This window comes from Bacillus massilinigeriensis, from assembly GCF_900117315.1.
Taxonomy (GTDB): domain Bacteria; phylum Bacillota; class Bacilli; order Bacillales; family Cytobacillaceae; genus Bacillus_BE; species Bacillus_BE massilionigeriensis.
Map to the genome: position 1 here is coordinate 1424312 of NZ_LT630337.1, position 24548 is coordinate 1448859.

Here is a 24548-nt window from a genome sequence, read left to right on the forward strand (position 1 = left end):
CGTATTCCTGATACCATCTTACTCAAAAAAGTAACCTAGGAATTTTTTTACTCTAGATGACATTTTTTCCTCCGGCTGCTTCACCGGCTTTTGTTTTGGTTGCGGTTGTTTTTGTGTTCTTATTTCCTTCTTTTCTCCAGGGCTTGCTGCATTCCCTATTTTTCTGCCCTGTACTTTTGCATTTTTATATGCAAATTTGATAAGACCGACTGCTGTCGTATATTGAGGCTCTCTTACCCCGATATAATCAGGAATCGCAATTCTAACGCGATTTTGTAAAATAGCTTGTCCTAATTCTAAAATCCCTTCAATATTGGCTACACCGCCTGTCAAAACATATCCTCCAGGCAGGTCCCTAACCCCCAATCTCTTGAGCTCATTTAGAATTAATTCAAAAATTTCTTCCATTCTTGCTTCAATAATATCTGAGATTTCACGTTGGTTATACTGCTGATGTTGATCACTGCCAATAATTGGAACGCTAAAGACCTCTTCCTCAGAAGCGTGATCGTAAAAAGCATGACCGTATTTTATTTTTATCCGCTCAGCATCTTCTGTAGATGTCTTCAAACCAATGGACAAATCTTTGGTAATATGGTCACCACCAACTGGCAAAACACTTGTTCCTCTTAAAAAACCCTGTTCAAAAACAGCTATTGTTGTTGATCCACCACCGATATCGATTAGGGCTACGCCAAGGTTTTTTTCATCCTTGGATAATGCTAAAGAACCAGCTGCAAGAGGTTGAAGAGTAATATCTAATATTTCTAGTCCAGCTTTTTCTACACAGCGAAGAGTATTATGTAGGATTGTTTTTGACCCTGTAATTATGATGCCCTCCATTTCAAGGCGAACACCAATCATCCCTCTAGGATCATTAATTTCATCAAGGCCGTCGACAATAAACTGTCTTGGAATAACATCAATAATTTCTCTTTCTGGAGGGATAGAAACCACTTGGGCTGCATCTATTACCCTTGCAATATCCTCATCTGTTATCTCCCGGTTCTCACTAGATACAGCGACAACACCGTGGCATGCTTGAAGCAATACATGGTTTCCTGAAATTCCAACGATTACCTTATTTATATGCATACCTATCATTCTCTCAGCCTGTTCAATAGCCTGCCTTATAGAATGAACGGTTTCATCAATATCTACAATCGAACCTTTTCTTAATCCTTCAGATTTAACATTACCCACACCAATAATATTTAAAGAGTCATTGACCATTTCACCAATGATTACCTTTACACTGGATGTACCGATGTCAAGACTTACATATATTTCATTGCTGTTCATTCTTTGGCACCTCCCTTTTAAGACTCAAATAATTGAACAACAACAATCATTATAATCATTGCGTTTTTTTGTTTATAAATAAAATTATTCGTCAAAACTAATGTTTTCCCTTTTTATTAAAGCATTTTTTTTCTAATTTTTCATGGTTTTGACGACCATTTTGACAACAGTATTCTACGAATTACGGCGATATTTTGAAACAATCTGACCCCAAAAGCAAAAACTGCTGCTAAATACAAGTCTACACCAAGATGAACGCCTAGAAAAGCTAAACTTGCTGCCAAAATGATATTAAAAAAGAAACCTGATACAAATATTTTTTCATCATAAATATTTTGTAAATGCGCCCTTACTCCACCAAACAATGTATCTAAAGCCGCAAGAATTGCAATGGATAAATAATTTGAATATTCATCCGGAATTCTTATATCTGTTAATAATCCAAGAATTACCCCAACTATTAAACCTAAAAGAGGAAGCCACATGCTTTCTTTACTCCTTACGCTATTGTTTAACGGGCTCCATTTTTTGAATCCGTATCGTATCCTGATAACCAGGAAGTGTTATCTTTGCTTCCGGTTCTAGTACACTTATTTTTAAGCTGTCGATGAAAAACTCTTCCGCGATTTTTGATACTTTCATCTGATTATAAAGCTTTTCCGCATTTTGATAATCATCTGTAACCACTTTTATTTCAATAGGAAAGTGATTTAATGAATGACCATCAATTTTTGCTTCCCCATTGATGTCCCTTATGACTGTTGTATTAATAATCCTTTTCCCATCAATGGATATTTCCTTTGCATCATAAATATTCATTTCATTGATTAATCTTTTTAATAGATCTGGAGAAATGACTGCCTTTGTATGATTTAAAAGCAAATCCTCATAGGCAGGTTTTATTATCAGTGTAATTCCTGGACCATTAACCTCTTCAAGTCCTGCTTCCTTCTTTAATTCTTTTATTGTATCAATTAATGCAGCCTCTTTACTTTGCTTCCGCTCGGTTTCATACATAGCAAGTTTCTCTTCATTAGAAGTGATTTCTAATAATAGCTCTGATTGTAATTCCTTTGCCGATGCCAAATCCTCTCGAAGCTGCCAAGTATCTCTCGTATCCCTAACAACTGGTTTTTGTACCGTTTGAAATTGTATAGCAATCATAAATCCAATCACAATGGCAATTATAAATAAGTTTAGAGTCTTTTTTTTATCCACATTCCTCACCTTTAAGGAAATAATAAGCCTTAACTTCCTAAAATGGGTTCCATTATTATTTCATCTTTCTTTTCTAACGAAAATTCAACATTCTCATTGACTAACATATCTTTTACACCGCCATTCAAATTTAGCGATGAAGATAAAATATCGGGATCCCCAATAGCTGTTATAACAAATGGTGCTGGATGTTGATTTCCGTCTATTTCAATCACTGGTCCATTGCACATAATATATGATCTATGATTAATTCTTTGGCCATTAATGGCAACTGCGCTAGCTCCAGATATGTACAACTCATTGATTACCTTAAATACATGGTGTTCATGGACAATATAGTTATTAGCATTTTCGGTTGAAGGGTCATATTCTCCATCGGCTAATGTGACCTCAACACCCTTACCCTTTACCTTAACTTTACCGACAAACATCCGATATTTTTCTGCATCCTCTGCTAGATTGAAAAAGACTTGTTCTTCCTTCGCTAATTCTTCTTCAACTTCTAAGACCTTTCTTTGCTTCTCCTTCAGCTCCTTTTGAAGCTTTCGATTTGTTTCTTCTTGATCAATAATCTGATTGTGAAGATCCATATCTCGATCCCATTGTTTACTTGTTATATTTGAAGATTGATTTTCTGTTTGTGTAATGTGGAATGAAAATGCCATCATATAACCTAATACTAAAAAGATTAATGAAAGGATGACATGTTTCCCCTTTCTCTTCATCTATTTACTCCTTCCTACTCAAAAGCCTTAAAATAGGAACCAACCTCTAAATCAATAATCCCTTTTTTATCCGGGTTTAATTGGCTAACGATAGAAGGGTAATGAGCCATTTTGGATGAGAAATTATGTAGCGAGGCACTAACTTCAAATCCATCATTCATATATAGCATAATATGGTAATCATCTGTCTCTTTAGGAGAATAGTGTATTTCTGAGATTGCATTTTTCACTTCAATTGGCATTTGGCTTAGTCCAGATAGTAACTCCTTCATAATATCACCTTCAGAAAAGCCCTTTAATACCGGTACATTCATTGGAATATTTTCCTTTTCATGCTTCTTTAATATTTTGCCATTTTCAAGCACAGGATAAAGTACATTCTCCTTTGCCACGTAGGCTACTCTCTTTTCCTCAAGCAGTTTAACCATAACGGTATTTGGCCATTGAATAGAAACCTGCACCTTTTTTATTTCAGGAAGTTTTCGGATGCTTTTTTCCACTTCATCCTCATTCACCTTCCATATATTAGTCTTTTGGCTTACCCCACTAATATTGATGATTTCAGATTGTGTGTATACCTTATTCCCTTTAACGGTTATCGTTTTTACATGGCTCAACGGTGATTGGAAATAAACAACGCAGACAATTAGAAAAAAGAATATGAATAATAGAAAAATTAACCTTCTATTTGCCTTCCTTCTCCTTTGTTGCTTTAATTTAGGAATTCGATCTTCAAGCGATACGACATTTCCTTGCTTCATCTCCTTCACCCCAAATTGCATCAATTTCTTTCACCTTATCAAGCTAGTCCATTTTTTGTGAAGTAATCATTGACTTTCTGTTAGTTAATAAACGGCACGAGATTATCATGCCGTTATACTAACATTGAAAAAGTTATCTAGTGACATATTATAACACAATATTTGACATTCGAAAGAGGAAAATACTGCTACTTTCTACCAATTATTTCGACTTCCGTTTCCATTTTGATTCCATATTGTGTATCAATCGTCTTTTTAATATAATCAATAAGTTTTAGTACATCACTTGCCGTTGCGTTCCCAGCATTAACAATGAAATTCCCGTGCATCTCTGAAATTTTTGCTCCACCAATGGAGTAACCCTTAAGTCCTGCCTCCTCCACCAGTTTACCGGCATAATTTGGCAATGGGTTTCTAAAAATGCTCCCTGCACACGGGTAATTCCAAGGTTGAGTGACCTTTCGATAGTCCTTGTTCTTTTGTATCTCTGCAATGATCGTTTCCCTATCTCCCGGTTGCAGCTTAAATACAGCCTCCACTACAATTCCTGGACGCTTACTTTGAAGGATGGATGTACGATAGCTAAATTCCATTTCTTCATTTGTCAACCACTCGAGCTTTCCATCATTAAATAATATAAGAGCCTTAGTAAGAATCTTTGAGATGTCTGAACCATGGGCACCTGCATTCATATAGACTGCACCACCAACGGAGCCTGGAATTCCACCGGCAAACTCTAAACCAGATAATCCTTTTCGGCTTATGGATGTGGCAAGGCTAACAAGGGAGTAACCACCTCCAACCTTTACTTCATTCTCGTTGATCTCTAACTGGTCGAGACCAGAGCCTAGTTTGATAACCACTCCTTCAATTCCATTATCAGAGACAAGCAGATTTGAACCTCTGCCAATGGCTCTCCACTTTATGTCGTACTCATTTATCAACTCCATTATTTTTTGCAAATTTTCCGGCTTTGATGGCTCAACAAAAATATCAGCAGGGCCTCCAATTTTTATTGTTGTATGGTTGGACATAGGTTCATTTTCTCTTACTTTTCCTATATTTAAAGCATATAATTTCGCTAAAAATTCTTTCATCTTAACCTCCCTTTCTCTCTCTTTCTGTGAAGTTCATTTATTTTATGCAAAAGAATAGAAATGGGCTACTTTTGATTTTTCTTCACAAGATCTTCCATTAGGTTATACATTCTTTTAGCTGCATCAGGAATCCCTAACTGAATGGCCGCCTTCTTCATATTTGTTAAATTTTCATTATCCAATAGGATTTGATCAATTTGTTCCACAAGTTTTTTTCCAGTTAACTCTTGTTCTAATAAAATGAAAGCTGCCCCATGATCACTTAAAGCCCTTGCATTCTTTTCCTGATGATTATTCGTAACATATGGACTTGGAATAAGAATACTAGGTATCCCTAAAGAGGTTAATTCGGCCAGCGTCGTTGCACCTGCACGGGCAACGGTCAAGTCAATTCCAGCCAAGACCTCGGGCATATTATGGATAAATGGCTTAATGATTACATTTTCTGGATTCCCTACAAGTTGAACCTCCCTTTGAACCTCCTCAAAGTGGGCATCTCCAGTTACATAAAGAACTTGATATGGTCTAGCACCAAATTCGGTTAATGATTTCAAAACAGCCTCATTAATCGGTCTTGCACCTCTGCTACCCCCAAAAATTAATACTGAAGGAACCTTTAGTTTAAGTCCAACAGAAAGACGCCCCTTCACTCCATCCTGCCCCAATACTTCAGATGCACGTGGATTTCCTGTCATCACCACTTTTTCTTTAGGAAAAAAATCGACAGCTTCTTCAAAGCATACGGCAATCCGATCGACGAATCTACTTAAAAACTTATTTGTTAACCCTGGAACACTATTTTGTTCATGAATAATCGTTGGAATTCCTAACCTTGACGCTGCATATACGACCGGTCCACAAACATAACCGCCAGTCCCAATGACAACATCAGGAGAAAATTGTTTCAGTATCTTCTTGCTATCGTGGACACCCTTGAAAAATCGATAAACAGTCTTAAGGTTCTCAAATGATAATTTTCGTTTAAATCCTGTAATATGTATCGATTTGAAAGGAATTAGTTCCCTTCTTACAATTTTGCTTTCCAACCCTTTTTCTGTTCCAATATATAAAAATTCAGCATCTTTTGATTCCTTTTGTATTTCACGAATCAAGGCAAGAGCCGGATAAATATGACCACCGGTTCCTCCTCCACTAACTACAATACGCAATTTTTTCACCTCGTTAAAGAGTGTACATTTTCTGATGGAGAATAACAATATATTAATCCATTCTTATTTCTCCCCTATTCTACTATACTCTAGACTTAAACTTGGTTTCTACATAAGAATGTCACTTAAATGTAATATTTATGGAAAAAGCAATCATCTTACATACAAATAAAAAATAAAAGAACCCTGCTCAAACAACAGGGTTAGGTTAACTATACGGAAAAAGGAAGAATGGAAAGCTCTCTAATATCTTGAATGCCTGCTAATATTCAACAAAACGCCAATCGCCATCAACATTAGAGTTAAGGAAGAACCACCATAGCTTAAAAAAGGAAGTGTTATCCCCGTAACTGGCATTAATCCAGTTACGACTCCTACATTAATCATAACTTGTATGGCAACCATGGCAATGATTCCGACAGCAAGAAAACTCCCATAAAGGTCTGGAGCCCCTAAGGCAATTCGAATGCCTCTCCATAATAGCAAAGCAAATAATAGCAGAACAAAAGAACCTCCAATGAAACCTAATTCTTCTGCAACAATCGCAAAAATAAAATCCGTTTGCGGTTCAGGAAGGTAGAAAAATTTCTGTCTACTTTGACCAAGGCCTAAACCAAATAACCCACCTGGACCAATTGCATAGAGAGATTGGATAATTTGAAACCCGCTCACGAGTGGATCCTCCCATGGATCAAGGAAAGAGGTAATCCGTTTCATCCGATACGGAGCAGAGATGACTAAACCAACAAAACCAGCGATTCCTAACATTCCTAGCCCTAAAAAATGACTTATTTTTGCACCTGAAATAAAAATCATCACTAAACATGTTCCAACCATAACCGTTCCTGTTCCTAAATCTGGTTGAAGCATGATTAACCCAAAGGCTAGAAATACTAAACCTAAGGAAGGAGCGAGTCCATTCTTAAAAGAGGTAATCTTCTTTTGATTTTCTGAAAGAAACTTTGCCAAAAAGGCAATCATCGCAAGTTTCATGAATTCAGATGGCTGGATGGAAAATGCACCCACACCAATCCAGCTTCTAGAACCATTCCGCTCGGTTCCAATCCCAGGTATTAGAACAACCACTAATAGAATAAAACAAACAATTAACAGCACCTTTGACCAATTACGCCATGTCCAATAATCCACATTCATAAAAAAGAACATCGCAGCTATACCCACTCCTGCAAACAGTAGCTGTCTTTTGGCAAAGAAAAAGGAATCGCCAAATTTATACTCTGCCCAAATGGCACTTGCACTGTAGACCATAATTAGGCCTACAGCAAGTAGGGTAAAAGTTGCAATGATCAGAATCATATCGGGAGTCGCTTTTTTTGTCGGCAATGTTCACACCTCAAATGCAAGTTTTAGGGCTTGCACGAGAGTGGACAAGCCACGCCCGAACATTTTCAGTGATGAGTTTATTTCATGTTTCTTTTGTTAAGACAAGCCCTTACTTAAGCTTATGCACCGCCCGAGTAAAAATGTCTCCCCTTACCTCAAAAGTTTTATATTGATCCCAACTTGCACAGGCAGGGGATAATAATATTACATCTCTCGGATTAGACAGCTCGAATGCAACCGGTACGGCTTTTTCCACATTATCGACACGTTGAATCTTTTTTATTCCAGCTTCTCTTGCAACACGCTCTAATTTTTCAGCGGTTTGACCAAAGGTAATGATTGCCTTAACTTTTTTAAATAAAGGTAATAATTCATCAAATTCATTGCCGCGATCAAGCCCCCCTGCTAAGAGGATAATAGGTTCATCAAAGGCTTTAATAGCATTGGTCGTAGCTAAAATATTAGTTGCTTTTGAATCGTTATAGAATCTTCTTCCTTCGATTTCTTCAATGAATTGTAAGCGATGCTTAACACCCTTGAATGTTGTTAAGACTTTATAAATTGAATCGTTGTCAACACCTGAAATTTTTGCGGCAGCAACAGAGCATAGGATATTCTCTAAATTATGGGCTCCTGGAAGAACAACATCCTTCGTTTCCATAATTCTTTCTCCCTGCAAACAAATCCACCCATTTTCCATATACACCCCATTCTCAAGCACTCTCTTTGTTGAAAAAGGGATAATCTGAGCCTTGGAAGCCCTCGCAATATCCATAACCTCTTCTTGTTCCGCATTAACAATTAAATAATCTTGTTCTTTTTGATTTTTTGTAATTCTTGCCTTCGCTTTTTCATATTCTTCTCTTGAACCGTGATAATCTAAATGCGCATCATAAAGATTTGTAATTATAGCTATTTTTGGTCTAAACTCATCAATTCCCATTAATTGAAAGGATGAAAGCTCAATGACAATGTTATTGTCTTCATGGGCCCTTTGTGCTACATCAGAGGCTACCGTTCCGATATTTCCTGCAATAAGAGGCTTTTTTTTCCCAGTATGCAGCATTTCATATATTAAAGTAGTTGTCGTTGTTTTTCCGTTTGTTCCAGTAATTCCGATAAAAGGAGCTTCAGACACCTGATAAGCAAGTTCAACCTCCGTAATGACAGGAATGTCCCTCCTAAGTGCTTCTACAATCATCGGATTATGATAAGGAATTCCAGGATTTTTCACAACCAATTCAAACCCATCTTCAAGTAGTTCAACTGGATGCTCTCCACATATTACTTTGATCCCCTGCTCAAGGAGTCCCTGGGCAGCAGAATTTTCTGATAAAGGCTTTTGATCATTGACTGTTACAAATGCACCAAGCTTATGTAAAAGGGAAGCCGCTCCAACACCGCTTTTTGCTAATCCTAAAACCAATACTTTTTTGTGACGATACGTATTTATCTTTTTCAATTACAACCACACCTCGATATAAATTCCAATAATTGCAAACAATAAACCTACCGTCCAAAACGTCACCACGACTCGCCATTCAGACCAACCAACAAGCTCATAATGATGATGCAGTGGGCTCATGCGAAAAATTCTCTTTCCCGTTGTTTTAAATGATATGACCTGAAGAATAACCGAAAGTGTTTCGATTACAAAAACTCCCCCGATGATGATAAGCAAGATTTCCAATTTCGTTAAAATAGCTACCGTTGCAATGGCCCCCCCAAGGGCTAGCGATCCAGTATCCCCCATAAATACCTTCGCAGGATGAGCATTAAACACTAAAAAGCCGAGTACAGCACCCACCACGGCAACGGAAAAAATAGAAACTTCAAATAACGATTGATTCCATGCAAGAACGGCTAATGCTCCAAAGGCAATGGCTGCGGTCCCTGACACTAATCCATCTAATCCATCTGTTAAATTGACCGCATTCGAAAAACCGACTAGCCAAAATATTATGAAAAAGGCATAGCCCCAGCCTAAGTCTAATGAATAATCAATTAACGGAATATGAATTTCAGTTGAAAAGTTATTTTGTTGTAATATGAAATAGGTAATGACAGAAATCACAATTTGACCTAATAATTTCTGTCTGGAAGTCAATCCGAGATTTCTTTTCATTACGACCTTAATAAAATCATCTAGAAAACCTAAAAGTCCAAAACCTAAAGTAACAAGTAAAAGTACAAAGGTCTTTACAGTTGGTTCTGAAAATTTTTCAGTCATTACCAAAGTTGTTACTAAAATTGAAAAAAGGATGATCACGCCACCCATCGTCGGAGTACCGGTTTTCTTTTGATGGGACTTTGGTCCCTCTTCACGAATGCTTTGTCCAAATTTCAACCTTCTTAAGAAAGGAATAAAAATTGGAGAAAGTAACACAGCGATTAAAAATCCAAGTAAAATGGTGAAAAATATAACCTGCTCCATCATTTTTATTCCCTCCCTTCCTGCTTATCTAGTTCGATTAGTTCTTTAAGCTTTTTAGCCATCACAGCTATATCATATGTCTCATCTGTTTCATTCAGAAGATTTTCCTCTAAAAAAATGAAATTTGTTTTCTCGTCTTTATCTGTCTTGTTTTCTTCTATCTTATTTTTATATAGTTTTATCATGTTCATTAAGCCTTCCAATAAATCATTTGTTAAAAAAATAGGGAAATCATTCGGTGTATATCTGGGTATGTCTTTATTTTTATCCCACAAAGCTGCAATTGCACCATTTTCTATTGCTTCTTGTAATTCACCTGAGTCATGAAAAACAGGGATAAATAATCCCTTTGGTTGTATATATGATGAACGAAATGCAACGGTTTGAAATGACATACTCCCATAAACAAATCCCTTAGATTGTGGGAACAATTCCCTTAAATCTGAATTGGTCAAAAACATGTTATCTCTCCTCAATTGCCTCTCTAGCGACTAGACGATCATCAAAATCGTGAAACTCCTTACCAATTTGCTGATAGGTTTCATGTCCTTTTCCAGCAATTAAAATAATATCCTTCTCCTCTGCCTCTTGGATGGCATGAAAAATTGCTTCTTTTCGATCAACGATGACCTCATATTTTTCTCCTTTTACACCTTCAGTCATGTCTAAGAGGATTTGTTTTGGATCCTCACTCCTTGGATTATCTGAGGTGAAGATCGCATTGGTACTATATTTACACGCGATTTTTGCCATTAACGGTCTTTTGGTTTTATCTCGATCTCCTCCACAGCCAACAACGACAAACACTCTCTTCTTGGAAAATTCCTTAATCGTTTTTAAGGCATTCTCGAGACTATCGGGCGTATGGGAATAATCCACGATGACCGTAAAGTTTTGGCCCGCATTAACTAATTCAAATCGACCAGAAACCCCTTCAATGCTCTCAATACTTGAAATAATGGATTGAATTGGAATACCCGAAGCTAACCCCGCTCCAATACTTGCTAATACATTATAGACGCTGAATTTCCCTAAAAGTTGCATCGAGATCTTATGAATTCCAAAAGGACTATGCAGTTCAAAAACAGTCCCTTTTGAATTTATTTCAATGTTTTTGGCTGTTAAATCCGCATCATGATCGATCCCGTACGTAATGATATGTGCCGATGTCGAGCGAACATATTCCTCACTTGCAGGGTCATCCATATTTAACACAGCAAATTTCGGGTGGTTATGTTGATATACATTTCCTAGCTGTGCAAATAATAACCCCTTCGCTCTTCGATACTCCTCCATCGTCTTATGGTAATCCAAATGGTCTTGAGTAAGATTTGTAAAAACCGCCACGTTGTAATCAACACCATGAACCCTTCCTTCATCAAGGGCATGGGATGATACTTCCATGGTAACTGAATTCACACCTGCTTCAACCATCTCCTTCAATGTTTTTTGTAAGGTTAAGCTTTCAGGTGTTGTGTTTTTCGTTTCATTTATTTTAGCGCCTATTTTTGTGTACATCGTCCCTATGAGACCTGTTTGCTGTCCGGCATCCATCAAGACTTTATCAATCAAATGACTTGTTGTTGTTTTCCCATTGGTTCCAGTAATTCCTATTAGGTGCATTTTATGACTTGGCTGACCATAAAATGCATCCGCCAATATTGCTAATGCTCTCTTTGTACTTCTGACAATAATGACTGGAACACTAAGATCAAGATGAGTTTCAGCCAAAACAGCTACAGCCCCTTTTTCTACTGCATCAAAAGCCAGTGTATGCCCATCAACTGTGTATCCTTTAATACATACAAACAGGCTTCCTTCCTGAACCTTACGATGATCATTTTCAAGCGAAGTAATTTCAGGATTTCCACCACTGAAAGGAACAAGAGGGTGTAACTTCTCTAGAAGAGTATGTAATTTCATTCTTTATTCAATCCTCTCAAAAAGTAAAAACTAAAAAGCTGTGTAGAAACATGCGACTATTATTTTACATGAAAAATGAACTTTTAGCCATTTATTATTCAGTTTTTGAGAATGAAGTGAATTTATTAATTGGAAATATGAGAAGAAAGATTTTTCCCCCTTTATCTGTACGGGTAAAATGCTTTATTGCACAAAATAAGGTGGGCTGTTGGAGCACCACCCACCCTTATATTATCCTGTTAATTATCCTTTTTTGTATCATTAAAATACAATCTTATCGTTGAGCCTTCTTTTACCTTTACACCCGGTTCTGGAGACTGTTTTATGACCATATCTCCGTCTCCACTTGCATCAATCCTTAAGTTTACAAACTGCTCCTGTAGTTCTCTTTTGGTCATTCCCACAACGTCAGGGACTTGGATTAATGGAGTATCTGGCCATGTTATTTCTTTTTCTATTTGTTCTTTACGTGGTTTTACACCCATACTTCTTAGACTATCCTCCATAATATTTCCAACAATAGGGGCTGCGACGACACCCCCAAATTGGACGGTACCCTTTGGATTATCTACAGCGACATAGACAACAAGCTGTGGATCATCTGCAGGAGCAAATCCAATGAAGGATACAATATGGTTATTCTCCAAATATCTACCATCCTTCGCTTTTTGTGCGGTACCTGTTTTTCCTCCGATACGATACCCTTCTACGAAGGATTTCTTGCCCGATCCTTGTGCAACTACACTCTCTAATGCATATCGAATTTCTTTAGATGTTTTTTCAGATATCACTTTTCTTTTCGCCTGTGGTGAGTTCTTCATTACTACTTCACCTGTTGTTGGATCAACTAACTCCTTCGCTATATATGGCGTGTATAAGGTCCCTCCATTGATAGCCGCTGATAACGCAGTAACCTGTTGAATCGGAGTAACAGAAACACCCTGTCCAAAGGCTGTCGTTGCTAATTCTACAGGGCCTACTTTATTTATATTAAATAAGATTCCCTTTCCTTCCCCTTGAAGGTCAATGCCTGTTTTTTCTCCAAAGCCAAATTCCTTAATATATTTAAATAAAGTATCTTTACCGAGTCTTTGGCCAAGTTCTACAAAGCCGGGGTTACATGAATTTTGAACGACTTCTAGAAAGCTTTGATCCCCGTGTCCGCCACTTTTCCAGCAGCGAAGTCTCGCACCATCAACAGCAACAAAGCCAGGATCATGAAAATGTTCTTTTTCTAAATTCACCTTTCCTTCCTCTAATGCTGCTGCAAGAGTAATAATCTTAAAGGTGGATCCTGGTTCATAAGTGCTCCAAACAGGCAGGTTACGGTTATAGATCTCTGGAGCAACATTTTGAAAATTCGCTGGATCGAAGTCTGGTCGGCTGGACATCGCCAGTATTTCTCCCGTATTTGGGTTCATGGCAATTGCTATGACACCATCAGGATTATATGTGGCTTGTGCAATATCTAATTCCCTTTCAACAATCGTTTGAATCTTAGCATCGATGGTGAGTTTCAGATCAAGCCCTTCAATAGGTGCCTGATAATCATCAGCCATATCATTCATTCTCTGACCTTTTGCATTTGCATAAAATTGTACAGAGCCTTTTTCTCCTTTTAGTTCCTTATCATAATATAGTTCTAAGCCCATCAGTCCTTGATTGTCTATCCCAGCGAAACCAAGAACGTGGGATAAGTAATTTCCAAACGGATAATGGCGCTTAGAATCTTCACCAATATATACCCCTTCTAAACCTAAGCCTCTGATTTCCTTCGCCTTTTCGTGTGATATTTTCCTGCCTTCCTTTATTCGGACAATCGATGTATTTTGTGTGATATACTTATAAACTTTTTCCTTTGAAAGATTAAGTGAAGCAGCTAATTTTTCCGCTGTTTTGGCCGGTTCTTTCATTTGCCTCGGAACGACATAAACGGTAGGAGCACTTATATTAGTGGCAAGTTTGATGCCATTTCGGTCAATAATATCTCCTCTTTCTGGCTCGAATGGAATTTCGCGACTCCATGAATTCCTTGCAAGTCCTGTTAGCCAATCACCTAAATAAAACTGAACATACCCAAGTCGAACATCAATAATGAAAAAAATAAGAAACCCTATTAGTAATGATACAGTTAATCGTTTTCGAACGGTTACATTCGATACTCGCATAATATTCCCGAACCTCCTCCATTTGGCTCGTTTCAATATATGCTTGTACCTTTTCTAATAGACCAGTACAAAAGGCTACAGGGACTTTTTCAAAAAAAAAAATAGAAATTGGCTAAAACAGCCAATTTCTATTTTTATATTTAAAAGCTAAATGATCCCTTTTCTTTTCAACTATTTAATTGGGTACTACTTCTTTATTGTCATCCTTTTTCTTTTTCTTACTTTCTAATTGTTCCTTTGGTGTTTGCATCTCAATAACAAGATAGTCTCCAGCTTTAATTTCTGTGCCCTCTTTAATATTTTGTTTTGTGACATACCCATTTCCAGTAGAATTCACCTTCAGGTTCGCAATTTCTGTAACCTTTAATACATCCCTTAATGACCAGCCTATCATATTAGGAATAGTCATTTTTCCGGTTGCTTTTATAACGACCTTTTCGCCCTCTAGTAGAGTGGAATCCTTAGCTGGGACCTGAGATATGATTTTGTCACCCATTCCTAAAACCTCAACCTCTATACCTTTCGTTTCTAACATGTTTGTTGCTTCCTCAATGGACATGTTTGTTAAGTCTGGGATCGTAATAATATCCTTTTTCTTTTGCTTTGCAGGTTTAATATTCATATACTGAAGACTGTTTTTCATTACCGATTTAAAAATCAGAGATACTGGCTCAGCACCATTAGTACTCTCGTCTATTTCTGGCTGCTGGACGGAAACATACATAATTAATTCAGGGTCATCCTTAGGAGCCATTCCTAAAAATGAAAACACGTAATTTTTATGTCCTTCTAGATAACGTCCATTGGGTCCAGGGATTTGGGCAGTTCCTGTTTTTCCTGCCACATCATATCCAGTAATATTGTAACGTTCATATCCAGTCCCTTTTTCCGAGGTAATAACCGTTTCTAAAATATCCCTTACTTGTTTTGCGGTATCCGCCGAAATAGGTTGTCCTACAACCTCCGGATTTACCTTTTTGATTGTTTTATTTGTATTTGAGTCTACGATTTTTTCAACGACATGGGGCCTCATCATTTTCCCATCATTTGCAATAGCTGTTGCCGCTTGTATTTGCTGGATCGGCGTAATGGCAGTTCCTTGACCAAATGCAGTTGTAACCTTTTCAATAGGATATCGAAAAAGAATTTTTCCACTGGCTTCATTTGGCAAATCAATCCCTGTCGGTTGATCAAATCCAAATTTCGTTAAATATTGGCGAAATCTCGTAAATCCTAGCTGTTCCTTGGCAATTTTTGCAAAGGCCACATTTGAAGAGCGTTGAACCCCTTCTAAATAGGTGATGGAGCCCCAGCCCAATCCATAGTTATGGTCAGGCACGATATTTGGCCCTACTGCATAAGTGCCTGATTTATACCAACCATTAGGATTAAATACCTTCTCCTCAATGGCTGCCGCAAGAGTAAAAACCTTCATGGTAGAACCTGGTTCAAATGATTCCTCTATGGCTAGGTTATGCCAGCTTTCCTCAATCCCATCCCTAGTCATGGGATCAAAAGTTGGTCTTTGACCCATTGCCAGTATTTCTCCAGTCTTAGGATTTGCCACAATGGCAATGACCTTTTTTGGATTATATTTATTCACAACCTTAGATAATGACTCTTCAAGAAAGGTTTGAATTTTTTTATCAATAGTTAAATATACATCATTTCCATTTTTAGCTGGTGTGACCTTTTCTTTACTATTTGGTAGAAGGTATCCCCACAAATCACTTTCGAAATCCATTCTTCCGTTCGAACCAGTTAAGACTTTATTCATGCTTTTTTCAATCCCAAGCTGTCCGGAAATTTTATTCTTATTCTGGTCAGCATATCCGACTAAATGAGAGGCAAAGTAACCGTTTGGATAAAAACGTTTCGTTTCCCTTAAGAAAATAATTCCAGGTAACTTTAATGCCTCTATATCATTTTTTTGTTCATAAGTAAGACCTCTTCCAGCCTTACCGAACTCGACCTGTTTCTTCTTCTTTGTTAATATTCGATAGATTTCAGATTCACTTAAATCGATATATTTCGAAAGTTCCTTTGCCGTTTTTTCAGTATCTATAACGTGTTGTGGCTTCTTCGGTATAATGGTCATTTCTTTATCAAGAATCGCAACCATCGTAAAGGAGGATGTATCCTCAGCAACAACCTTCCCAGTACGGTCATAGATCGTTCCTCGTTTTGCCTCTAACGGTTCTACCTTCATGTATTTCTGTTGTGCTTTTGCCTTAAGGTCAACCCCTCCTACCTTACCTGTAACCTGCATACTGAAAAACCGAAACAGTAAGACAAAAAAGAGCAGGCTAAATATTACTAATAATATCGCTGCTCCTACATTCATATTTTTTTGTTTTTTTATCATCTTTCTTGCACAACCTTAACATTGTTCTCATTTAATTTAAGTCCTAAGTTTTTAGCCTTTGCTATTATTCTATCATATGTACTCAGTTCACTGACCTGCATTTTTAAGTCATTATTTACCTTTTGTTGGTTTTGAATGGAAACTTCTGTTTTTTGAATATCTTTGTTCATATTATAAATGATAGCTTGGTTAGAAACAAGATGGATTCCTCCGAAGCATAGGGCAGCTCCAAAAATCAATAATAGGATTTTTTCTCCAGGAGAAAGCCACGATTTTGAAATCCTTGCTTTTTTTGATGACTCTTTACGCTCAATTTTACGTCTGTGCTCTTGCTCTTGTTGTAGCTTCCTTGCCAGATTACTCATGAAATTCGCCTCCTAATAAATGAAATGATTCTAAAAAAATCCATCTTGCCGTTCTCCCTTTTTTGTGGGGAGTGGATAAAAGCCTAAACTCTGTACAGTGGAATAAACCATGGTAATTTCTTTTCTTTATAACTTTTCTGCGATTCTCAATTTTGCTGATCGAGCCCTATTATTGTTCTCTAGTTCTTCTTCCGATGGTAAGATTGGCTTACGAGTAATGAGCTTTAAGGTTGGTTTATATTCATCAGGTATTATAGGTAAATTAACTGGTAAATTTGGTGTTTCACTTGCTTGTTTAAGTGTTACCTTACAAATTCGGTCTTCTAAAGAGTGAAAGGTAATAACACTTATCCTGCCCTTTTTATCCAATAGTTCAATTGCTTGTTTTAATGATTCCTCAAAAACACCCAGTTCATCATTCACAGCTATTCGTACAGCTTGAAAAATTCTCTTGGCTGGATGACCACCTTTTCTTCTAGCAGGTGCGGGAATAGCCTCTTTAATGATTTCTACTAATTCATTCGTTGTTTCAATTGGCTTTTTCTCTCTTGCATTCTCAATTTTGCGTGCAATTTGTTTAGAAAACTTCTCCTCACCATATTTGAAAAATATTTTTACAAGGTCCTCATACTTCCAATAGTTAATCACATCATAGGCAGATATTTCTGCCTGTTGATCCATCCTCATATCTAAAGGGGCATCATTATGATAACTAAAGCCTCTTTCTGGAGTGTCTAATTGGGGAGATGAAACTCCCAAATCGTAAAGGATTCCGTCAACTTTATAAATTCCTAGTGAGGCAAGCTCTTCTTTTAAATATTTAAAATTGCTTTTAATAATTGTTATTTTATCTCCATATTGGGATAGCTTTTCCTTGGCATTTGCAATAGCTGTTTCATCCTGGTCAAACGCAAATAACCTTCCCTTATCGGAGAGTTTAGATAATATTAATGCCGAATGCCCTGCACCACCTAGTGTGCAGTCCACATAAATACCATCAGGGTTTATATTTAATCCATTAACCGCTTCTTCTAATAAAACAGTCGTGTGTTTAAACATGCTAGTCCACCTTTTTAACCGAAAAATCGGGAGTTTTTGATTGTCTAAAGGAATGAATAGTCAGGAGGGTCATTGATTTTAGCCTCGAGCCAGACTTGTATATCCTATTAGAGTGAATGAGGTATGTACCTATTTACAAAACATTCCCATTATATATCGAATCCAATCATATTTTCTGCTATTTCTGCAAAAGAATCTTCAGATTGAGCAAAAAAGTCCTCCCATAAAGGCTTGCTCCAAATTTCAATTCGATTGGAGACACCGACAATGACGCATTCCTTTTCAAGTTTTGCGTACTGTAATAGAGGAGTTGTAATATTTATTCTTCCCTGCTTATCAAGTTCGCACTCGGTTGCACCGGAAAAGAAAAAGCGGGTAAATGCACGAGCATCCTTTTTTGTAAGGGGTAGACCCTTTAATTTTTCCTCTAGGATTTTCCATTCCTCAAGTGGGTAACCAAATAAACATTGGTCCAATCCACGGGTAATAACAAAGGTTTCTCCCAAGTCATCACGGAACTTAGCAGGAACGATTAATCGACCTTTCATGTCAACGTTATGATGATACTCACCCATGAACATACCCACTACCCCCACTTTCTATTTCAAATGTACCACATCCCCCCACTTTTCACCACCTATTTATAAAAATTCTACCACAGGAATTATTTTCCTCCATTACTTTGTAATATTTTCAGACTTTTTTTAAGCAATACATGCGTTTTCTATAAAAGCAAAAAAAAACGACAGCCCAAGGTGAAAGACACCTTATGGGACAGTCGTTTATATCTTAATTACTTTATGTGTGCCATCAAACTCAAAATGGAGTTTCATTACTTCGTGAATAAGCTGAAATCCATATTGATTTAAATAATAATAGATATTCCAAATTCTTTCTTGTGGAGAACCCAATGGTTTTAAAGAGTTCTCTATCGCAGTGTATTTATTCAAGACAACAAGGTTCTTGCTTTGAATGGATTCTTCAATCCTCTTCCTCATGAATTGAAGCTGTTCACCCAGAATGCTGCCGTTCTTCTCTATAAGAGGAATCAGCCCTTTGTCTTCCATATTGGCGCATTCTTTTATTTGCTCATAATTTTCAAGTAGCTGCTTGCTTGTCTTTTCAAATAGCCTCTCTAGATTTTTATTCTTAAGGGATTGCAAAAATTCCTCCCTGCTCTTGGATATCCCCTCAATAAGTACTTTTTCAACGGATAAGTGAAAAGAATCTACGTCTGAATCTATATGTCTCTCAAGCAAAGTAATATTTAATCTAGGAACAATTATGGGCATTTTCATGTCAAAGTATTCGAATGCTTTTTTGAGTTCAGCCCAATAGGATATTTCCCCAGGTCCTGCAATAAAGGCTAAGGTTGGAAATAACCACTCCTGCATGATTGGTCTTGTCACAACATTATTGCTTAGCTTTTCGGGATATTCTAATGCAAGCTCAAGTAATTCATTCGTTGAAAACTGAACCAAATCATTTTTCCCTTTAAAAAGAGCCGCATCTGGATCATATTCTAGCAGTATTCTTTCTTGATCTTGCTCGTCATAATAAAAGAGATTTCCTGCGTGATCAGATAGGTCAATGGCCTGTGGAAAACCAAATTGCTTAATTTCCTGCTGCTGTGACTTTACCAAATGAGTAATTTGCCCTGCATTACTTATTTGTCTCAAAAAGTATTCACTCTCAAGTCTCCGCAGATTCGGGTCTCCTGAATCAATAATGAGAAGGCCGTAATCTTTAAAAAGCTCCATGACAATATGGGCAAAGAAATCAACAAACGTATGAGATTGTTGAAGGGCTTGGTTTGTAAATTCGATTAACTCATTTGTATACTGGGTCTCTCCGAATGTTTCAATCAGACTCATAATCCAAGCAGAACAGACATCCTTGTTTAATTTAATGTCTGACACCATTTTCTTTTCCCTGATCTTTTCAGGATATATACTTTTCTCGACTTTTTTGTCTTTGTGAATATAAACATGATTTACTTCTTGGTAGTCATGATCCTCACCAGCAATCCAAAACACTGGAATAACCGGTACACCCAGCTTTCTTTCTTGTTCTTTTGCTAAAACGATAATCGATATGACTTTATGTATGGAGTAAAGTGGGCCTGTCAGTAATCCTGCTTGTTGTCCACCTATAACGACTACACTATTATCCTTTTTCAACTTTTCTATAGACTCTTTTACTTGAAAAGAAGATGGGAATCTGCTCATAAAATGTTCAATATGTTCTGCGAGCTCGCTCCTAATAAAAGTTCTATTATTTAGTTCAGATAATCTTTCCTTATATTCAGAGGATTTAAGAAAATTATAATGAAAAAGGCCTTCCATCGTTTGATTTTGAGCTAAATATTCCGTTGCAAATCGATTAGTTGCAGGGAGAGAGAGATTCAAAATCTCCATTCATGTACTTCCTTTCTAGTCAACTTGTTTTTTCCTTCCATGAGTATAGCATTGAAATCTTAAAAAAGGAAAAAACATGCTTATCTCACATGATGGATTGACTAATACTTTTTATCACTCCAAATAGCATTAGCACAAAATAGATTGAAAAAAAGACTAAGAAATTAAATCGCCAATACCCTTTAAGCACATGTGCAAAATTTATTTCTTTTTTCACCTTCCAATATACTATGACAAAAGCAATTGCTTCAAATAGCATAAATAATATTACAATCCAAAAGTAGGATTTATTCCAAATTGTTAAAATTAAATAATGGACAGATATAATTAGAAGAAATGTGCTTATATCTAAAGCGATATGTACAGACTTTTTATGCTGCCTGGTCATTAGTTTGCTAATGATAAATACAAGGAGGTATCCAATTAACGGGATGATTATTAAGATAGATACAACTGCCGAAAGAAATGAAGCCATCCTATTCCCCTCCCCTTTTATTCACTGCCCTTTACACAATGATAAAATGCTGACATTAGTGGCGCTTCTTTTTCCTTCATATGCGCCAGTTCTAATAAATATCCTAATATAGCGTCAACTTCCGTTTGCCTTTTTTCTTCAATATCTCTTAACATAGACGAACGATTTGTTGCTGTGTTCCTGCATACAGAAACGAGCAAATCAAAGTAATGTGACTTATTTCGTACATCTAACACTTTCATTATTTCTTCAAAAACCTGAATAAAAACTTTATTATAGTGAGGATTTTCTATTAGCTCACCATTCTTCACTTTAAGAACTGCAGTTAGCGGATTTATTACCGCATTAACGATTAGCTTGGAAATTAACATTTCATAGTAATCTTCCTCAATTACAAAAGGAAACCCCTGTTTGTATGGGTCAATCATTTCTAAAATTAGCTGAGCTTCTCCTCGAAAAACCGCGAGCTTCGTCTTACCCTTTCCTGTAAACATCACATGGTTCATGCTTTCTCTCAGAGCTCCGTGTTCAACAGACCCAACAAAAATATTCTTGGCCTTTAACTGATTGATCCATTTAAGATGCCCCATTCCGTTTTGTAGAAAGAGAAATGAACCTTCCTCCCCACGGCAATCACTCTCAAGCTTCTCCATCACCTTTGGGAGCTGGTATTGCTTGACAGTTATTAATGTCAAGTCTTCCTTGCAATGCCAATCATCAATGCATCTCGCTTCAACAAATGCTCGGTATTCATGTCCATTCTCTGATAGATGTAACCCGTTTGAAGCTATTGACATTTTTTGTTCTAATGTTCTTGTATAAATAGTAACCTGATGGTGTTTTTGCAAATAATAGGCAAATAATAGTCCGATGGAACCTGCGCCTATAATTCCAATTTTCATATCATTCTCCTCTTTTATAAGGACTAATTATTAAAATGGTATTAGTTTAAATGAAATTTCATTGTATTTTAATAATAATCATGAAAAAAATAGGTTATTTTTCTATTGGCTTGTAAGTCATATTTTAACAGATGTATGACAGATTTTGTGTACACAGGAGCAAAAAAATGAATTTCCTTTCATACCGCCAATAAACTTTAGAATAATTTCTTACATCAATTAAAATAATCTCTCCTAATTTTGTAAAAGTTTTCAATATTATGTGCAGAATTTTTTGTTTAGTTAGTATATAATGTTTAGTGAAAGCGTTTACTTCGAAACCATAGCCAATTTTCTTTTGACTTATCACTCTTCTTCGAAAGATGTTGAACGTCATAATCAGCAAATGATACTTCCTTAAATGTTTACTCCTACTAAACTACTTTAAGTAGAATTTCAAAAGGTAAGCCCATAGTGTCAATGATAAGGAAAAGTCATTGTTTCATTTTTTCACTCCAATATATTTATAACTTCAATAAAAATAAGCCTAATTCATTAACAAAATAATGGGATCAATCTACCCAGGATTGCAATATTACTTCGAAAGTAAACGTTCTCTTGTTGGAAGTTATTCTTTTTACTACAACATTGCAAAGGGGAAATTAAATTGAGCCTTACTGTCGAGAAGCTAAAAGTTAACTTTAAAACACTGGAGGAATTTAAAGAATTTAAGGAGTATGGACTGCAGGAGCTTTCTATGCTAGAGGATCTTGAGGCAAATATCATTGATAATGATAGTGATTCTCCTTTTTACGGAATCTATTATGGGGAGAAACTAGTTGCCCGGATGAGCTTGTACAAGATTAACGCTAAATTTGATCGTTCCTTCAAGTCAGCCAAATATTATCTTGAGCTTTGGAAGCTTGAGGTATTACCCGAGTACCAAAACCAAGGATTCGGTACCGCTTTAGTGGAGTTTGCAAAATCAAAAGGATTGCCTATTAAAACTAGTCCACGGGTTAATTCAAAAAAGTTTTGGGAGAAAAAAGGCTTTTCACCTATTGATAAAGATGATGAAAATGATTTTCTTGTTTGGCTTCCAGATGAATTCCCTGAAGAGCTTCAAGAAAAATCAGCAAGTTAAACAGCCTTATATGGTTAAACCATACACTTGCAAATCACTTATTTAAATAAAAATTGGGACTGATTCTTCTAACTTGAATCAGTCCCTTTGTTTATTAATATTTGAGTAAAACTCACTTTTCAACACGTTCTAAATTCCCGTTTTTGTCCATTTGAAATTTGACCTTTTGCTGTCGATCTTCTTCTTGTAGAACAACCATCTTTCTCGCTCGTTCCATTATTTCTATTAGAGCTTTATAGTCGGATTCAATCATCTTAATATCTTTTGTTAATTTTTCATTCTCGGCCACTAGATAATATATTTGTTTTTCCAATGCTTGTATTTTATGATCATATGCACCGATTTCTTCTTCATGATTCATTGATTTCTTAGCTTCCTGATATATAGATTGCAAATAATTAATGACTTCATCAAAGGTAAGACTGCTTTTACTATCCTTTCCAGTCAATTGAGAAGTTGATTCCTCTACAAATTCATTGGATTTTTTTGTTACAGATTCATTAGACATGAGTACAGGTGAAGCAGATTTCTTTAATTCCTTTCTTTGCTTCTTCGCCAAATCAATACCTGATTTATATTGCTTTCTAACAAAAGAATTCCACCTGAAACCACAAGCAGCTGATGTACGAGATAACTGTCTACCTACTTCCTCAAATGCTTGTAACTGTGTACTACCCTCTCGAATATGTCTTAGAACTACTTCTGCAAGTAGTAAATCCTCATCTTGAGACCATGCATCTTGACGAGTTATTGGCATACGTCAATCCCTCCTAGTGTTTTTTATCATACATATGCATCTACTAGAAAAGATAGACTCGAATCACTACTTGAAGATAAACTATTTTCGATTTCTAAAGGAGTCTACTTGTTGATGATGTTTATCCCCTTCCCATAAAATCGCACAATTCCTAACCTCTTTTTCCATCCGCACCCACAAATTGCTTGAGTTCCATTTTTGCAGTAATAAATTTTTATAGGCTTGTAAAACCTCAGGTTCTATACTTAATAGTGGGACTAGCTTATTCTTCCATCCTCTCTCTTCGGTTCCCTCGTAAGTTGATTGAACAAACCCTAGATCGACTAATTGATCAGCTTGATAAACACGTGCTTCCATCAGCATCTTCAATGCATTTGCAACCGGAATTTTTTCTAAAAGCATTGTTCCACCGCCCCAGCCGGTTGTTATACATAGGGTTCCCTGTACAAAACCAGCCTTTATTCCTGTTTTGGCCATTCGGAAGTCACACGCAGTTGCTATCTCACAGCCTCCACCTACGGCTGCCCCATTCATAACAGCAATGGTTGGTTTATTTAATGTCAGTAATCGATAGAGAATTTTCGCCATTTTTGAAAGCATATGATAGGCTTGCTCTTCCGTTCTAAGCTCATGAAAAACCGAAAGATCTCCCCCAGAACAAAAGGCTTTTTCACCTGCACCGGTAATGACAAGAGCCTTCGCTGAAGATTTTTCTGTTTTTTCGATTGCTTCTGCCAATCCATTCATAACATCATCATTAATTGCATTCCGCTTATCCGGTCTATTAATGGTAAATAAAATATATCCCTCTGGCTCCTCGCTAATAAGATACGGTTTCATGATACTCCCCCTAAAGAATATGAATATTCTTTATTTTATATACAAAAATATATATTTTACAAGAGGGTTCTACATAAAACGACAAAAGCACAGGAACAATTATG

The 24548-nt window shown here is 36.7% G+C and carries 23 protein-coding genes; 1 reads left to right on the forward strand and 22 read right to left on the reverse strand.

Annotated elements, in window-relative coordinates:
- Window positions 1-18: 18 nt before the first annotated feature.
- From ftsA to BQ6100_RS07215, 20 genes are all read right to left on the reverse strand, one after another.
- On the reverse strand, window positions 19-1302 hold the full coding sequence (gene ftsA, locus BQ6100_RS07120; protein WP_075981011.1) for a cell division protein FtsA: 1284 nt from the start codon (window positions 1300-1302) through the stop codon (window positions 19-21).
- Between the two features lie 140 nt (window positions 1303-1442).
- Entirely contained in the window at window positions 1443-1787 is a 345-nt protein-coding gene (locus BQ6100_RS07125) for a small basic family protein (RefSeq protein WP_075981012.1), read from the reverse strand.
- 19 nt (window positions 1788-1806) lie between these two features.
- Window positions 1807-2520: a DUF881 domain-containing protein gene (locus BQ6100_RS07130; RefSeq protein WP_075981013.1), complete on the reverse strand. Its 714-nt coding sequence runs from the start codon at window positions 2518-2520 to the stop codon at window positions 1807-1809.
- Between the two features lie 29 nt (window positions 2521-2549).
- Complete coding sequence (locus BQ6100_RS07135) at window positions 2550-3245, reverse strand: DUF881 domain-containing protein (protein WP_075981014.1); 696 nt, start codon at window positions 3243-3245, stop codon at window positions 2550-2552.
- 14 nt (window positions 3246-3259) lie between these two features.
- Window positions 3260-4006 (reverse strand): cell division protein FtsQ/DivIB, encoded by a 747-nt coding sequence (locus BQ6100_RS07140; RefSeq protein WP_075983467.1) that lies wholly within the window; start codon window positions 4004-4006, stop codon window positions 3260-3262.
- 188 nt (window positions 4007-4194) lie between these two features.
- A complete protein-coding gene (gene murB / locus BQ6100_RS07145; protein WP_075981015.1) occupies window positions 4195-5103 on the reverse strand; it encodes a UDP-N-acetylmuramate dehydrogenase in 909 nt (302 codons plus the stop codon).
- A 65-nt stretch (window positions 5104-5168) separates the two neighbouring features.
- On the reverse strand, window positions 5169-6272 hold the full coding sequence (gene murG / locus BQ6100_RS07150) for an undecaprenyldiphospho-muramoylpentapeptide beta-N-acetylglucosaminyltransferase (RefSeq protein WP_075981016.1): 1104 nt from the start codon (window positions 6270-6272) through the stop codon (window positions 5169-5171).
- A gap of 243 nt (window positions 6273-6515) precedes the next feature.
- The gene (gene spoVE / locus BQ6100_RS07155; protein WP_075981017.1) at window positions 6516-7616 is read right to left on the reverse strand and encodes a stage V sporulation protein E; all 1101 of its coding nucleotides are present in this window, start codon (window positions 7614-7616) and stop codon (window positions 6516-6518) included.
- 109 nt (window positions 7617-7725) lie between these two features.
- The gene (gene murD, locus BQ6100_RS07160) at window positions 7726-9078 is read right to left on the reverse strand and encodes a UDP-N-acetylmuramoyl-L-alanine--D-glutamate ligase (protein WP_075981018.1); all 1353 of its coding nucleotides are present in this window, start codon (window positions 9076-9078) and stop codon (window positions 7726-7728) included.
- Window positions 9079-10053, reverse strand: coding sequence for a phospho-N-acetylmuramoyl-pentapeptide-transferase (gene mraY / locus BQ6100_RS07165; protein ID WP_075981019.1), 975 nt, complete (start codon window positions 10051-10053; stop codon window positions 9079-9081).
- 2 nt (window positions 10054-10055) lie between these two features.
- Window positions 10056-10511, reverse strand: coding sequence for a hypothetical protein (locus BQ6100_RS07170; protein WP_075981020.1), 456 nt, complete (start codon window positions 10509-10511; stop codon window positions 10056-10058).
- 1 nt (window position 10512) lies between these two features.
- Window positions 10513-11973 carry a UDP-N-acetylmuramoyl-L-alanyl-D-glutamate--2,6-diaminopimelate ligase gene (locus BQ6100_RS07175; RefSeq protein WP_075981021.1) on the reverse strand — a complete coding sequence of 487 codons (1461 nt, stop codon included), beginning with the start codon at window positions 11971-11973 and terminating at the stop codon, window positions 10513-10515.
- A gap of 239 nt (window positions 11974-12212) precedes the next feature.
- Window positions 12213-14141, reverse strand: coding sequence for a stage V sporulation protein D (locus BQ6100_RS07180; RefSeq protein WP_075981022.1), 1929 nt, complete (start codon window positions 14139-14141; stop codon window positions 12213-12215).
- A 175-nt stretch (window positions 14142-14316) separates the two neighbouring features.
- Window positions 14317-16506 (reverse strand): penicillin-binding protein, encoded by a 2190-nt coding sequence (locus BQ6100_RS07185; RefSeq protein ID WP_075981023.1) that lies wholly within the window; start codon window positions 16504-16506, stop codon window positions 14317-14319.
- Window positions 16503-16871, reverse strand: a complete 369-nt coding sequence (gene ftsL / locus BQ6100_RS07190) for a cell division protein FtsL (protein WP_075981024.1) — start codon at window positions 16869-16871, stop codon at window positions 16503-16505. Before ftsL ends, BQ6100_RS07185 begins: the two co-directional genes overlap by 4 nt.
- Window positions 16872-16997: 126 nt before the next feature.
- Entirely contained in the window at window positions 16998-17930 is a 933-nt protein-coding gene (gene rsmH / locus BQ6100_RS07195; protein ID WP_075981025.1) for a 16S rRNA (cytosine(1402)-N(4))-methyltransferase RsmH, read from the reverse strand.
- Between the two features lie 149 nt (window positions 17931-18079).
- Window positions 18080-18511 carry a division/cell wall cluster transcriptional repressor MraZ gene (mraZ, locus tag BQ6100_RS07200; RefSeq protein ID WP_075981026.1) on the reverse strand — a complete coding sequence of 144 codons (432 nt, stop codon included), beginning with the start codon at window positions 18509-18511 and terminating at the stop codon, window positions 18080-18082.
- A gap of 201 nt (window positions 18512-18712) precedes the next feature.
- Complete coding sequence (gene bshC / locus BQ6100_RS07205) at window positions 18713-20347, reverse strand: bacillithiol biosynthesis cysteine-adding enzyme BshC (RefSeq protein WP_075981027.1); 1635 nt, start codon at window positions 20345-20347, stop codon at window positions 18713-18715.
- Between the two features lie 85 nt (window positions 20348-20432).
- A complete protein-coding gene (locus BQ6100_RS07210) occupies window positions 20433-20822 on the reverse strand; it encodes a DUF3397 domain-containing protein (RefSeq protein WP_075981028.1) in 390 nt (129 codons plus the stop codon).
- A 17-nt stretch (window positions 20823-20839) separates the two neighbouring features.
- Window positions 20840-21724 (reverse strand): 2-dehydropantoate 2-reductase, encoded by an 885-nt coding sequence (locus BQ6100_RS07215; protein ID WP_075981029.1) that lies wholly within the window; start codon window positions 21722-21724, stop codon window positions 20840-20842.
- A 646-nt stretch (window positions 21725-22370) separates the two neighbouring features.
- Between BQ6100_RS07215 and BQ6100_RS07220 the strand changes: the two genes are divergently transcribed.
- Window positions 22371-22847, forward strand: coding sequence for an N-acetyltransferase (locus tag BQ6100_RS07220; RefSeq protein ID WP_075981030.1), 477 nt, complete (start codon window positions 22371-22373; stop codon window positions 22845-22847).
- A gap of 112 nt (window positions 22848-22959) precedes the next feature.
- Here BQ6100_RS07220 and BQ6100_RS07225 read toward each other — a convergent pair whose 3' ends face one another.
- Window positions 22960-23604: an RsfA family transcriptional regulator gene (locus BQ6100_RS07225; protein ID WP_075981031.1), complete on the reverse strand. Its 645-nt coding sequence runs from the start codon at window positions 23602-23604 to the stop codon at window positions 22960-22962.
- A gap of 81 nt (window positions 23605-23685) precedes the next feature.
- A complete protein-coding gene (locus tag BQ6100_RS07230; RefSeq protein WP_075981032.1) occupies window positions 23686-24444 on the reverse strand; it encodes an enoyl-CoA hydratase/isomerase family protein in 759 nt (252 codons plus the stop codon).
- Window positions 24445-24548 lie beyond the last annotated feature (104 nt).

Coding starts and splice junctions, on each gene's coding strand:
- ftsA (WP_075981011.1), bottom strand. CDS start 1,302: ATGAACAGCAATGAAATATATGTAAGTCTTGACATCGGTACATCCAGT.
- BQ6100_RS07125 (WP_075981012.1), bottom strand. CDS start 1,787: ATGTGGCTTCCTCTTTTAGGTTTAATAGTTGGGGTAATTCTTGGATTA.
- BQ6100_RS07135 (WP_075981014.1), bottom strand. CDS start 3,245: ATGAAGAGAAAGGGGAAACATGTCATCCTTTCATTAATCTTTTTAGTA.
- BQ6100_RS07140 (WP_075983467.1), bottom strand. CDS start 4,006: ATGAAGCAAGGAAATGTCGTATCGCTTGAAGATCGAATTCCTAAATTA.
- murB (WP_075981015.1), bottom strand. CDS start 5,103: ATGAAAGAATTTTTAGCGAAATTATATGCTTTAAATATAGGAAAAGTA.
- mraY (WP_075981019.1), bottom strand. CDS start 10,053: ATGATGGAGCAGGTTATATTTTTCACCATTTTACTTGGATTTTTAATC.
- BQ6100_RS07170 (WP_075981020.1), bottom strand. CDS start 10,511: ATGTTTTTGACCAATTCAGATTTAAGGGAATTGTTCCCACAATCTAAG.
- BQ6100_RS07175 (WP_075981021.1), bottom strand. CDS start 11,973: ATGAAATTACATACTCTTCTAGAGAAGTTACACCCTCTTGTTCCTTTC.
- BQ6100_RS07180 (WP_075981022.1), bottom strand. CDS start 14,141: ATGCGAGTATCGAATGTAACCGTTCGAAAACGATTAACTGTATCATTA.
- BQ6100_RS07185 (WP_075981023.1), bottom strand. CDS start 16,506: ATGATAAAAAAACAAAAAAATATGAATGTAGGAGCAGCGATATTATTA.
- ftsL (WP_075981024.1), bottom strand. CDS start 16,871: ATGAGTAATCTGGCAAGGAAGCTACAACAAGAGCAAGAGCACAGACGT.
- rsmH (WP_075981025.1), bottom strand. CDS start 17,930: ATGTTTAAACACACGACTGTTTTATTAGAAGAAGCGGTTAATGGATTA.
- mraZ (WP_075981026.1), bottom strand. CDS start 18,511: ATGTTCATGGGTGAGTATCATCATAACGTTGACATGAAAGGTCGATTA.
- bshC (WP_075981027.1), bottom strand. CDS start 20,347: ATGGAGATTTTGAATCTCTCTCTCCCTGCAACTAATCGATTTGCAACG.
- BQ6100_RS07210 (WP_075981028.1), bottom strand. CDS start 20,822: ATGGCTTCATTTCTTTCGGCAGTTGTATCTATCTTAATAATCATCCCG.
- BQ6100_RS07215 (WP_075981029.1), bottom strand. CDS start 21,724: ATGAAAATTGGAATTATAGGCGCAGGTTCCATCGGACTATTATTTGCC.
- BQ6100_RS07225 (WP_075981031.1), bottom strand. CDS start 23,604: ATGCCAATAACTCGTCAAGATGCATGGTCTCAAGATGAGGATTTACTA.
- BQ6100_RS07230 (WP_075981032.1), bottom strand. CDS start 24,444: ATGAAACCGTATCTTATTAGCGAGGAGCCAGAGGGATATATTTTATTT.